Raw genomic sequence first — 12396 nt, forward strand, 5'->3', positions numbered from 1 at the left:
GATCGACCATTCAAACGCGAAAGTGGCGCTTGTTGATGAACATGCTCAGCAACTTTGAGAACGACCCCAAACAGAAATTGATGATCGTCGGCGCGCCCATCGAGGAAGGTGCCGGTCGTCTCGGCGCCCTGATGGGCCCGGCAGCGCTGCGCACCGCCGGTCTCATCCGCACTTTGGAAGAGATGGGCCATCCGGTCGATGATCATGGCGATCTTCGCCTGCCGCAGACCCTGCCAGCCGTTGCGCCCGTCACCGGCCTTGCCCATCACATCGAAAAGATCGCCGCATGGTCGCGCATGCTCTGCGTTGAAACCTATGAGGCCATGAAGGACGGCAGTTTTCCGGTCATTCTGGGCGGTGACCATTCGCTGTCCATGGGCTCGGTCGGCGGCATCGCCCGCTACTGCCAGGAAAACAACCGCGAACTGTTCGTGCTCTGGCTCGACGCCCATTCCGATTTCAACACCCCGGCAACCTCGCCCTCCGGCAACATGCACGGCATGTCCGCAGCGCTCCTGTGCAACGAGCCCGGCCTTGAAGGCGTGTTCGGCGACGAGCCGCATGGCCTGATCAAGCCGGAAAACCTGCATCTCTTCGGCATCCGCTCCATCGACACGGTCGAGCGCAAGCTCCTGCGCGAACGTGGCATCGACGTCATCGACATGCGCCAGATCGACGAGTTCGGCGTGGCCAAGCTGATGCGCCGCATCATCGAGCGGGTACAGAAAGCCAATGGCATCCTGCATGTCAGCTTCGACGTGGATTTCATCGATCCGTCGCTTGCGCCGGGTGTCGGCACGACGGTTCCGGGCGGCGCCACCTATCGCGAAGCCCATCTCGTGATGGAAATGCTGCATGATTCCGGCGTTGTCGGCTCGCTCGATATCGTCGAGCTCAATCCGTTCCTCGATGATCGCGGCAAGAGCGCCATGCTGCTCGTCGATCTCGTCGCCAGCCTGTTCGGCCGGCAGATTTATGAACGGCCCGCCGTTTCAGACCAGAGCACCACGGCGCTCAACGTATAAGAAAATTGGCAAATAGGAGGATATTTTGCTGCAAACAGCCGCCCAACTGATTTCGACCGAGTCCCGTCTTGGCGCTCACAACTACAAGCCGCTTGATGTGGTTCTGTCGCGCGGCGAAGGCGTGCATGTCTGGGATATCGATGGGAACCGCTATCTCGACTGTCTTTCAGCCTATTCCGCCGTCAACCAGGGCCATTGCCATCCCAAGATCCTGGCGGCCATGACCGAGCAGGCGTCAAAGCTGACGCTGACCTCGCGCGCCTTCCGCAACGATCAGCTGGCCCTGTTCTACGAAGAGCTGGCAACCCTCACCGGCTCGCACAAGATCCTGCCGATGAACAGCGGTGCCGAAGCTGTGGAAACAGCCATCAAGGCCGTGCGCAAATGGGGCTACGAGGTCAAGGGCGTGCCGGAGAATGCCGCCGAGATCATCGTCTGCTCGGATAATTTCCACGGCCGCACGATGGGGATCGTCGGGTTCAGCACGGACCCGTCCGCCCGCGAGAATTTCGGCCCGTTTGCGCCGGGCTTCAAGGTCGTTCCCTTCGGCGATATCGATGCCTTTGCGGCGGCATTGACGCCCAATACCGTGGCGTTCCTTGTCGAGCCCATCCAGGGCGAGGCCGGCGTGAAAATCCCGCCGAAAGGCTATTTCTCCAAGGTGCGCGCGCTCTGCACGCAGAACAACATCACGCTGATCCTCGATGAAATCCAGACCGGCCTCGGCCGCACCGGCGCCCTTTTGGCCGAGGAGCATGAGGCAATCGAGGCCGACGTGACGCTCATCGGCAAGGCGCTCTCAGGCGGCTTTTATCCGGTCTCGGCCGTGCTGTCGAACAGCGATGTACTCGGCGTTCTGAAACCCGGCCAGCACGGCAGCACATTCGGCGGCAATCCGCTGGCCTGCGCCATTGCCCGCGCCGCGCTGCGTGTTCTGACCGAAGAGAACATGATCGAGAATTCGCGCATCGAGGGCGAGTATTTCCTGCAGCAGCTCAAGGGTATCCGCAGCAATATCGTGCGCGAAGTGCGCGGCCGCGGTCTGATGCTGGCCATCGAGCTGCATCCGGAAGCCGGTGGCGCCAACCGCTTCTGCTACGAGCTGAAGGAACGCGGCATCCTCGCCAAGGACACCCATGGCGATACGATCCGCATCGCGCCGCCACTGGTGATCAAGCGCGATCAGATCGATTGGGCGCTGGAACAGTTCAACGAAGTGCTGACCAGCATGAATTGAGGCCGGCGGGGGTTCAACACCCCCCTCTGTCCTGCCGGACATCTCCCCCACAAGGGGGGAGATCACATCGGCATCAGCGATTTTGCATCATTTTCAACATTGAAGATGAACCGATACAGCTGTGAAGGCTGATCTCCCCCCTTGTGGGGGAGATGTCCGGCAGGACAGAGGGGGGTGAAATACTTACATCCTCACCCGTTCCGCCTTCGGATCGTACATCGGCGTGAGCGAGGCCACGGCTTGCACGCGCTCTCCGGCGATCTCGATCTCGTAGCTTGAGGACAGCACCTGCTCCGCGCTTTCGCCCTTGCAGGCGACATAGCCAAGCCCGATCGCCCCGCCGAGATGATGGCCGTAATTGCCCGAGGTGATCGTTCCGACGATTTCGCCATCGCGCACGATGGCTTCATTGTGGAACAGCAGCGGCTCGGGATCGGCAAGACGGAACTGCACCAGCCTGCGGTCCAGCCCGTTTTCCTTCTTCTGCAACACCGCATCACGCCCGATGAAGTCGCCCTTTGTGGTTTTGACGGCAAAGCCGAGCCCTGCCTCCAGCACATGGTCTTCGTCGGTGATATCATGGCCGAAATGCCGGAAAGCCTTTTCGATCCGGCAGGAATCCAGCGTGTGCAGGCCGCATAGTTTTAAACCCAGCTCCTGACCGACCTCCTCCAGCGCCTCGAACACATGGGCGGTCTGGTCCGACGAGACATAAAGCTCCCAGCCCAGTTCGCCGACATAGGTGACGCGGTGGGCGCGGGCGAGGCCCATGCCGATCTCGATTTCCCGCGCGGTGCCGAAGGGATGACCCGCATTGGAAAAATCGTTGGGGCTGATCCTTTCGATCACCTCGCGGGATTTCGGCCCCATCAGGCACAGTACGGATTCCGCCGCCGTCACATCGGTGATGACCACGAATTCGTCCTTGAGATGCTTGCGCATCCAGGCGAGATCGCGCTGCAGGGTGGCGCCGGGAACAACGGCAAAGAATGCCGTTTCCGACAGGCGCGTGATGGTCAGGTCGCTTTCGATCCCGCCGCGGTTGTTGAGCATCTGGGTGTAGACGATGCGTCCGGGCTCGACATCGAGCTGGTTGGCGCAAAGTCTTTGCAGGAAAGCCAGTGCATCGCGGCCCTCGACGCGGATCTTGCCGAACGAGGTCATGTCGAACAGGCCGACGCCATTGCGCACCGCCAGATGTTCCGCGCGCTGATTGTCGAACCAGTTCTGCCGCTTCCAGGAATAGTGGTATTCGCGCTCTTGCCCATCATTGGCGAACCAGTTTGCCCGTTCCCATCCGGCCACTTCGCCGAAAACCGCGCCGCGTGCCTTCAGATGTTCGTGGATGGGCGAACGGCGGATATTGCGGGAGGTCGCCATCTGCCGATAGGGAAAATGGTCGGCATAGAGCAGGCCAAGTGTCTCGGAGACGCGTTCTTTCAGATAGCGCCGGTTCTTCTGGAATGGCTGGGCCCGGCGGATATCCACTTCCCACAGATCGAACGGCGCTTCACCGTCGTGAATCCACTGCGCCAGCGCCATGCCGGCACCACCGGATGAAACAATACCGATGGAATTGTAGCCCGCCGCCACCCAGTAACCACCGAGTTCTGGTGCTTCGCCGAGATAATAGCGATCATCCGGGGTAAAGCTTTCCGGGCCGTTGAAAAAGGTGTGAATGCCCGCCGTGCCGAGCATCGGCATGCGGTTGACGCCCATTTCGAGGATCGGTTCGAAATGCTCGAAATCCTCCGGCAGCTGGTCGAAGCAGAAATCCTCGGAAATGCCGTTCATGCCCCACGGCTTGGCCACGGGCTCGAAGGCGCCGAGCATCATCTTGCCGGCGTCTTCCTTGTAATAGGCGCACTCATCCGGCACGCGCAGCACCGGCAGGCGGCCGAGCCCCTCGATGGCCTCGGTAACGAGATAGAAATGCTCGCAGGCGTGCAGAGGCACCGTCACGCCTGACATCGACGCCAGATCACGTGCCCACATGCCCGCGCAGTTGATCACCACATCGGTCTCGATCGTGCCCTGCTCCTCGCCCTTGGCCCAGGAAACGCCGGATACCCGGCCGTTCTTCTTGTGAATGTCAGTGACTTTCACGTTCTCGAAGATTTTCGCGCCGCGCTGCCTTGCGCCCTTGGCCAGTGCCATGGCGATATTGGCGGGATCGCACTGCCCGTCCAGCGGCAGATGCACCGCCCCGACCACATCCGATATGTTAAGATGCGGGTACATCTCTTTGACTTCCCTTGGAGAAATCTCCCGCACATCCACATCGAAAGCACGCGCCAGAGAAGCCTGGCGATAAATCTCGTGCTTGCGTTCTTCGGTCAGCGCCACGGTGATGGATCCCACCTGACGCATGCCCGTGGCCACCTCGGTTTCCGCCTCCAGCTTGACGTAGAGGTCAGCGGAATATTTGGCGAGCCGCGTCATGTTCTGCGAGGCGCGCAACTGGCCGATCAGGCCCGCCGCATGCCACGTGGTGCCCGAGGTCAGCTGCTTGCGTTCCAAGAGAACGATGTCGGTCCAGCCCAGTTTGGCAAGGTGATAGGCGACGGAACAGCCGGAAACGCCGCCCCCGATGATGACGGCTCTGGCCTTGGCCGGAAGAGAACTCATGCGCGGATTCTTTCGTTAGCGGGGTCCCAGAGCGGCTGATCCGGATGCACGGTAGCCTTGAAACGTTCGCCGAAAATCTCGACCTCGATTTCCGTTCCGGGTTCGGTAAGTTCGGTCTTGAGCATGCCGAGCGCGATGGATTTATCGATCCGGTGCCCCCAGCCGCCCGAGGTGGTTTCGCCGACGATGCTGCCCTGGTGCCAGAGCGTCGACATATAGGGCGCATCGCAATCCCCTGCATCGACGGTCAGCGTGACGAAGCGCTTTTTCACGCCTTGCTGCTTTTCGCTTTCCAGCGCGGCTTTGCCGAGAAATTCGGGCTTTTCCCATTTGATGAAACGGTCCAGCCCGCTCTGCAGCGGCGTGTAGTCGGTGGACAGATCGCCCTTCCAGGCGCGGTAGCCTTTTTCCAGCCGTAGCGAGTCCAGCGCATACATGCCGAACGGTTTCAGCCCGTATGGCTGCCCCGCCTGCCAGACCGCATCGAAAATCGCCTGGGTATCGGCGACCTTGCTGTGGATTTCCCAGCCCAGTTCCCCGGCAAACGACACGCGCACAAGCTGGCAATAGCGTCCGGCGATCTGTGTCGTCTGGTGCGACAGCCAGGATTTGCCGAGGTCCGCATCGCAGATGCTGGCAAACAGATCGCGCGCCTTCGGGCCCGTGACGATCTGGCAGGAAAACTGCTCGGTGACGTTGCTGATGCTGATCGCGCTACCCTTCGGCAGGTGCTGTTTCAGCCATTCCAGATCGTGCCACTCGGCAACGCCTGCGGTGATCAGGAAAAACACGTCCTCATCAATGGCCATGATCGACATTTCGGTGACAACACGGCCCTTGGCATCGGCGAAATAGCCAAGGCCGATGCGGCCGGGTTTCGGCACAAGGCCGGTGATCAGGCCGGACAGCCAGTCGCGTGCGCCGGCGCCGCTCACCTTGAAGCGGGAGAAACCGGGCAGATCGAGAATGCCGACCGCGTCGCGTACCGCATGGCACTCCTCGCGGATGCGCCGTTGCCACGGCCCTTCCCGCGTGAATGTCTGTGTCGCCTCTTCCGAGGTATCGTCGCCGGGCTGCGCATACCAGTTTGCCCGCTCCCAGCCATTATAGACGCCGAACTGCGCGCCCAAACCGGTCACGCGCGCATGCAGCGGCGACAGCTTCTTGTTGCGTCCGGCAGACCACGTATGGCGCGGAAAATGGATGGCGTATTCGTGGCCATAGACTTCCACGCCCTTGGCGACGCTATAGTCATGATCGGCAAAGGCGGTGAAGCGGCGCGGGTCGCAGGACCACATGTCCCATTCGGTCGCGCCTTCCGTCACCCATTCCGCCAGCACCTTGCCTGCCCCGCCTGCCTGCGCGATGCCGAAGGTGAAAACACAGGCTTCGAACGCGTTGGGCACACCGGGCATCGGCCCGATCAACGGGTTGCCATCCGGCGCATAGGGAATGGGGCCATTGATGATTTTCGACAGACCGGCCGTACCAAGGATCGGCACGCGGGCGATCGCGTCGTTCAGATACCATTCGAGGCGCTCCAGATCGTCGGGAAACAGCTGGAAGGAGAAATCATCCGGCATCGGATCGTCTGAGGTGGCCCAATGCGCCCGGCAATTGCGCTCATAGGGGCCGAGATTCATGCCGTTCTTTTCCTGCCGGAGATAGTAGGACGAATCCACATCGCGCAGCAGCGGCAGCTTGTGGCCCTGCTCGCGGCTCCATGCGGCAATTTCGGGGATTTCATCGAACAGCAGATATTGATGGCTCATGACCATCATCGGCACATCGCGGCCGAACAGCCTGCCGATTTCCTGCGCCCGGTAACCGGCGGCATTGACCACATATTCGCAGCGAATCTCGCCCTGCGGCGTCGCGATCACCCATTCGTCGCCGTCGCGCCGGGCACCTGTCACCGGGCAGAAACGGATGATCTTTGCGCCCATGTCGCGTGCGCCCTTGGCCAGCGCCTGCGTCAACTGGGCCGGATCGATATCGCCATCATTGGGATCATACAGCGCGCCCGCCAGATCATGCGTCGCGATGAAGGGATAACGGCCATTGATTTCATCGACGCCGAGCACGTCGATATCCATGCCCTGATAGCGGCCCATGCTTTTCACGCGCTGGAACTCGCGCATGCGCTCCTTGCCATGGGCAAGCCGCAGCGAGCCGGTGACATGGTAGTTCATGGGATAGTCCACTTCCTGCGCCAAGCGCCGGTACAACTCGGCGGAATAACGCTGCATGTTCATCACCGACCACGAGGCGGAGAAGGTCGGCACGTTGCCCGCCGCATGCCAGGTGGAGCCCGATGTCAGCTCGTTCTTCTCCAGAAGCACGCAATCGGTCCATCCCGCCTTGGCGAGATGATACAGCGACGAGACGCCGACCGCCCCGCCGCCGATGATGACGACCCGCGCCGACGTTGGAAATTCAGACATGCATAGTCTCCCGTGGTCTCATGCTGTGGTTTTGCTGCCCGGTCATGCCCGGGCGATTTCATCGAGGTACCACTGGATGTACCGCAACTCATTGTGTTCCATCGGCGCGATGGGCCCCGGCACGAAGTAGTGCGAGCGCACGCCGCGCGCCGTATGTTCGATGATCGTCTTGTCCTCGGCCGTGGTCACTTTCCAAAGCCATGTCAGCTTTTCCAGGTCGTAGTCCCGGCCCTCCTCGGCATCGCCGCGCACCAGCCAGATCAGCTCCATCTCGCAGGTATCGGCTGTCTTCGGAATGAAACGATAAATCATGCCATGATCCGGGTAGCACACGAGGAAACTGGTGCCGCCAAGGTGGATGGAGGTCACGCCGCCGTCGAATTCGGTGAAACGGCCCATCAGCGGGCCGACGGGCGAGCCGTCCTGGCTGCCGCTCGATACGCCGTCATAGAGCGCATAGCGGAACGTATGAATCGTTTCATTGCCCTGCGCGGAGCTCTGCCAATGGTCGCCGGTCGCAATGTCGATGCCGAGCGCGCAGGTGCGCTGCTCCATCCGCGCATTCAGCTCGGTGATTTTTTCCAGCGGCTGTTCAAGCGCATGGGTCTGCGAATATTCCGGATGCGCCGGGCCGCAGTGGTAGCACTCGACATAATTTTCCACGGCCAGCTTCCAGTTGGCATCCACCGGATAGGTCTCGCGGTACGCCACCTTGGCATCGGCCCAGCCATACTGCCCGCAGGTGGTGCGCAGCGACTGCTCGATAATGTCGAAATTCAGCGGTTCCTCGGCAAAGCAGATGAAGATCAGCCCTTCGGCCACGCGCACATGCAGCTTTTTCAGGCCATGGGCGCTGCGGTCGAAATCCCGCGGCATCAGCCGCGCTGCGCGCAGGCTACCGTCATTCATGTAGGTCCAGGCGTGATAGGGGCAGACGAAGAAGCGGGCATTGCCCTTCTGCTGGGTGCAGACCTCGGCGCCGCGATGGCGGCAGACATTGAGGAATGCGTGGATCGAACCATCCTCGGTGCGCGAAACGATCACCGCCTCCGAATCGATCTTGAACAGCTCGAAATCGCCCGTATTGGGAATAATGCTGGCATGGCCGATGCAGTGCCAATGGCGACGGAACACCCGTTCCATGTCCCGGGCATAGACATCCGGGTCCATGTAGAAGGCGCGTGCCAGCCCATGGCCGGGCCGGTGGTCCGCAATCATGCGGTCGATCTTGTCGCCTGCCGGTGCAACGCCGGCCAATGCCTGTTCCGCGCCCATGTTAGCCTCGCTCAAAAAGAGTGGTCCCCCGACGCGCTCCCTTGTTTCCCGGATGCGTCGCAGATTAGAATGATTCCGCATTGGGCGCCGTTCAAGCGATGGTTGCTCATCAAGACATGAATTATTCTCAACAGTCTGCTTTACAGGATGCCGCCCGATGATGTCGAAGCCCCGAATACCCCCGCTCGGCTCGTTGCGCGCGTTTGAAGCCTCGGCCCGTCTCTTGAGCTTTCGCCTGGCGGGCGACGAGCTCGGCGTCACCCAATCGGCCATCAGCCACCGCATTTCCGAGCTGGAGGCTATTCTCGGGGTAAAGCTGTTCGAACGCCTGCCGCGCGGCGTGGCGCTGACCGATGCCGGGACGCTGTATTATCCCTATATGCGCGATGCCTTCGAAAAGATCGCCCGCGGCACGGCGCTGATCAACCGGCTGGGCACGACAGACGATCTGGCGATTGAAACCTATGCGACCTTCGCCATCCGCTGGCTCATTCCGCGCCTGACCGACTTCCGCAAGGTCAATCCGAACCTTGCCATCCGCATCGGCACCAGCCAGCTCGACTGGGAACTCAATATCGACAGTTCCGATATCGGCATCATCCACACGACCCGGCCGGAGCGGATGAACCTGCATTACCGGCTGCTTGTCAAAGCCGAGATGTTTCCGGTGTGCAGCGCGGCGGTTGCGGCGCGGATCGCGGGCGACACCGAGGCAAAGGCACTCAACAAGGTGCCGCGTCTGGCGCTCTATACCGCGCCGGAGGACTGGGGCACGTGGCTGGATGCCGCAGGGATTGCCGATAGCGGCCAGGCGGTGACGCTGAAGTTCGACACCTACCTCGCCGCCCTGCAATCGGCTCTCGATGGTCAGGGACTGGCCATCGCGCCGGGCTTTCTCGTCGCCGACGATCTGAAGGCGGGGCGTCTGGTGGCACCGTTCGCGCTGAAAGTCCCGCAACCCAGTGCATGGTACATGATCTGCCGCAAGGAGCGGGTCAATGAAGCGCGCATCCGCCAGTTCGAGAAGTGGCTGGTGGAGCAGTTCGACGGATGAAACCAACGATTGCTGTTGTTTCACCCCCCTCTGGGCTGCCGCCCATCTCCCCCACAAGGGGGGAGATCAGCCTTCACAGCTGTTTCAGCAAATCCTCAAGGGTGAAAGTTGACCGAGATGATCGATGCCGATGCGATCTCCCCCCTTGTGGGGGAGATGTCCGGCAGGACAGAGGGGGGTGCAAATCACTTCCTTTTAATCCCGATCGATTTTCCAACCCGCGCCGGAATCCCGAGCTTCGCATGGGCAGTCTTGTAAAACTCAAGCTTTGGCAGCACGTCCTCTGGAAACGGCACAACCTTCGGGCCGTTCATATCCACGTGCAGTGACAGAACTTCCGACGTCGCGGCAACCCAGCCATCGACGTGAATGATCTCGTTGTAGGTATGCAGACGCTTGCCGTCGAAATCGATGAGCTGGCTGGTGACCGTCACCAGATGGTCGAGATGGATCTCCTGCACGTAGCAGATATGAACCTCCGCCGTGTAGATCGTCAGCTTGCGTTCCGCCGCATATTTCGGGCCAAACCCCAATTCGGCAAGGAATTCGTCACCGCCGCGGTCGAACACCACGTTGTAATAGGCCATGTTCAGATGGCCGTTATAATCGATCCATTCCTTTTCCATGGCTATCGGAGCGGAGCGGTACAAATCACCTTCTGGCATGCTGGTATTCCCCTGATTGGTAAAACTCGGCGGCATTTGAACCATGGCAGCCGCCCGTCCACTGTGTCAAAAACGACTGATAATGGCGGCTGCCTAACGATTGGCTGCCGCGCGCAGGCTGCTCGGCGGCTTGCCCTCGAAGGTGCGGAATGTGCGGGCGAATGCGGCAGCGGATGAAAAACCCGTACGCGCGGCGATATCGGCCAACGGGGTTTTGGTGTCGGTGATCAGCCGCCGCGCGATCTTCAGGCGCAGGCGCAGATAGTAGCGGCCGGGTCCCTCGCCCACGGCTTTCGCAAAAATCTTTTCCAGGCTGCGGGCGCTGAGACCGCAGCGTTTGGCGATCGCGCCGATGGTGAGCGGCGCGTCGAGATGCCCCTCCATGAGCCGAATCGCCGTGGCGAGTTTCGGATGGACACCGTCGAGCCGCCCCAGCGAGACAAGCGGCTGCGCAACGTTGGATGCATGCGCTTCATCGTAGATAAAGACGCTCGCCACATCGAGCGCCACGGACATGCCGCAGCGCGAGCGGATGAGATGCAGCATCAGGTCGAAGGTCGGCGACGCGCCGCCCGTGGTGAAGACGGGCCCGTCGATGACATAGCGGTCCGGCCGGATATCCGCCTCGGGAAATTCGGCGGTGAATTCCTCCATGTCCTCCCAGTGCGTCGTGGCACGCCGTCCCCGCAGCAGCCCCGCCCGGCCAAGCAGCCATGACCCCGCCTCGATGCCGCCGATCATCTGGTAGTGATGCATGGCGCGGCGCAGGCCGGCGGTAAAGGTGGTGCGCGAAATATCCGATGTGCCGAAGCCGCCGATCATCAGCAGCATGTCGGCCTTGTCAGCCGGATCGAACGCGCCGGAAACGGCAATCGGCAGGCCGCAGGTGGTGATCGCCGGTTTGCCGTCCAGCGAAACGATCCGCCATTTGAACAGGGTGCTGCCCGAGACGCGGTTGGCGGCACGCATGGGATCGATGGTCGATGCCACGCACATCAGCGACGCGCCGCTGAAGACGAGGACCGTCACGTCAAGCGTTTTGGTGTTGGGCAAAAAGAGTGGCGACGTTTCGCTATTCATCAAATCAAGTTCGTATATTGCAAAGCATGCATTTGCAACAGCTGCATGATTTGCCCAACGAAAAAATGGGAGCAAAGCAATGGGACTCACCCCCAATCGCGACGTATTCATCACCTGTGCCGTCACCGGCGCGGGCGACACCACAGGCCGGTCCGACAAGGTTCCGGTCACCCCGCGGCAGATCGCCGACGAATGCATTTCCGCCGCCAATGCCGGTGCCGCCGTGGCGCATATCCATGTGCGCGATCCGAAAACCGGCAAGGGTTCGCGCGATGTCGCGCTTTATGCGGAAGTGGTCGAGCTGATCAAGGCATCGGGCGTCGACATGGTGCTGAACCTCACCGCCGGCATGGGCGGCGACCTGACGCTCGGCAGCACCGAACAGCCGATGCCGCCCTCGCCCGTCGGCACCGACATGGTCGGCGCCACCGAACGGCTCGTGCATGTGGCCAAGCTGCGCCCGGAAATCTGCACGCTCGATTGCGGCACGATGAATTTCGGCGAAGGCGACTACGTCATGACCAACACGCCTGCCATGCTGAAAGACATGGCGGCGCAGATCAAGGCGCTGGGCGTGCGCCCGGAAGTCGAGATTTTCGATACCGGCCACCTGCTCCTCGCCAAGTGGCTCTATGACCAGAAGCTTCTGGAAGACCCGGTCATGGTGCAGCTGTGCATGGGCATTCCGTGGGGCGCGCCGGACGACATCAACACGCTTTTGGCACTCACCAACAACCTGCCCGCCAACTGGACGTTTTCGGCCTTCTCCATCGGCCGCAACCAGCTGCCCTATGCCGCCATGGCCATGCTGGCAGGCGGCAATATCCGCGTCGGTCTCGAAGACAATATCTGGCTCGACAAGGGCGTCCTTGCCACCAACGGCCAGCTGGTCGAACGGGCCGTGAAGGTCGCCGAGGGCATCGGCGCCCGCATTCTGGGACCGGACGAGGTTCGGGCCCGCATGAAACTGACAAAGGGCTGGTAAGAA

At 61.3% G+C, this 12396-nt stretch carries 9 protein-coding genes; 4 read left to right on the plus strand and 5 right to left on the minus strand.

The window, feature by feature from the left end; genetic code table 11:
• Positions 1–41: 41 nt before the first annotated feature.
• Complete coding sequence (gene rocF / locus ACZ25R_RS13350) at positions 42–1025, plus strand: arginase (protein WP_374042729.1); 984 nt, start codon at positions 42–44, stop codon at positions 1023–1025.
• Between the two features lie 28 nt (positions 1026–1053).
• Positions 1054–2262 (plus strand): ornithine--oxo-acid transaminase, encoded by a 1209-nt coding sequence (rocD, locus tag ACZ25R_RS13355; protein ID WP_403177564.1) that lies wholly within the window; start codon positions 1054–1056, stop codon positions 2260–2262.
• Between the two features lie 183 nt (positions 2263–2445).
• Here rocD and ACZ25R_RS13360 read toward each other — a convergent pair whose 3' ends face one another.
• Genes ACZ25R_RS13360 through ACZ25R_RS13370 form a run of 3 tightly spaced genes read right to left on the minus strand, consistent with a single transcriptional unit; the run spans position 2446 to position 8609 of the window.
• A complete protein-coding gene (locus ACZ25R_RS13360) occupies positions 2446–4890 on the minus strand; it encodes a GcvT family protein (RefSeq protein WP_472461234.1) in 2445 nt (814 codons plus the stop codon).
• Positions 4887–7334 carry a GcvT family protein gene (locus ACZ25R_RS13365; RefSeq protein WP_472461235.1) on the minus strand — a complete coding sequence of 816 codons (2448 nt, stop codon included), beginning with the start codon at positions 7332–7334 and terminating at the stop codon, positions 4887–4889. Before ACZ25R_RS13365 ends, ACZ25R_RS13360 begins: the two co-directional genes overlap by 4 nt.
• Before the next feature lie 42 nt (positions 7335–7376).
• Positions 7377–8609 carry an aromatic ring-hydroxylating oxygenase subunit alpha gene (locus ACZ25R_RS13370; protein ID WP_472462489.1) on the minus strand — a complete coding sequence of 411 codons (1233 nt, stop codon included), beginning with the start codon at positions 8607–8609 and terminating at the stop codon, positions 7377–7379.
• Positions 8610–8766: 157 nt separating this feature from the next.
• On the opposite strand from ACZ25R_RS13370, the gene ACZ25R_RS13375 reads away from it, so the two are divergent.
• Positions 8767–9663: a LysR substrate-binding domain-containing protein gene (locus ACZ25R_RS13375; RefSeq protein ID WP_472461236.1), complete on the plus strand. Its 897-nt coding sequence runs from the start codon at positions 8767–8769 to the stop codon at positions 9661–9663.
• Between the two features lie 185 nt (positions 9664–9848).
• Here the strand turns inward: ACZ25R_RS13375 and ACZ25R_RS13380 are convergent, their stop codons facing one another.
• Complete coding sequence (locus ACZ25R_RS13380) at positions 9849–10328, minus strand: thioesterase family protein (protein WP_223615059.1); 480 nt, start codon at positions 10326–10328, stop codon at positions 9849–9851.
• A gap of 93 nt (positions 10329–10421) precedes the next feature.
• Complete coding sequence (locus ACZ25R_RS13385; protein ID WP_472461237.1) at positions 10422–11411, minus strand: GlxA family transcriptional regulator; 990 nt, start codon at positions 11409–11411, stop codon at positions 10422–10424.
• A gap of 76 nt (positions 11412–11487) precedes the next feature.
• Here ACZ25R_RS13385 and ACZ25R_RS13390 point away from each other — a divergent pair, with 76 nt between their 5' ends.
• Entirely contained in the window at positions 11488–12393 is a 906-nt protein-coding gene (locus ACZ25R_RS13390; RefSeq protein ID WP_105732925.1) for a beta-keto acid cleavage family enzyme, read from the plus strand.
• The last annotated feature ends 3 nt before the right edge of the window (positions 12394–12396 follow it).

The sequence above is a fragment of the Phyllobacterium sp. RCAM01083 genome, assembly GCF_055685835.1.

Excerpts from the sequence above, each read along its gene's own strand:
- rocF (WP_374042729.1), top strand. The coding sequence starts at position 42 with ATGCTCAGCAACTTTGAGAACGACCCCAAACAGAAATTGATGATCGTC.
- ACZ25R_RS13360 (WP_472461234.1), bottom strand. The coding sequence starts at position 4,890 with ATGAGTTCTCTTCCGGCCAAGGCCAGAGCCGTCATCATCGGGGGCGGC.
- ACZ25R_RS13365 (WP_472461235.1), bottom strand. The coding sequence starts at position 7,334 with ATGTCTGAATTTCCAACGTCGGCGCGGGTCGTCATCATCGGCGGCGGG.
- ACZ25R_RS13370 (WP_472462489.1), bottom strand. The coding sequence starts at position 8,609 with ATGGGCGCGGAACAGGCATTGGCCGGCGTTGCACCGGCAGGCGACAAG.
- ACZ25R_RS13375 (WP_472461236.1), top strand. The coding sequence starts at position 8,767 with ATGATGTCGAAGCCCCGAATACCCCCGCTCGGCTCGTTGCGCGCGTTT.
- ACZ25R_RS13380 (WP_223615059.1), bottom strand. The coding sequence starts at position 10,328 with ATGCCAGAAGGTGATTTGTACCGCTCCGCTCCGATAGCCATGGAAAAG.
- ACZ25R_RS13390 (WP_105732925.1), top strand. The coding sequence starts at position 11,488 with ATGGGACTCACCCCCAATCGCGACGTATTCATCACCTGTGCCGTCACC.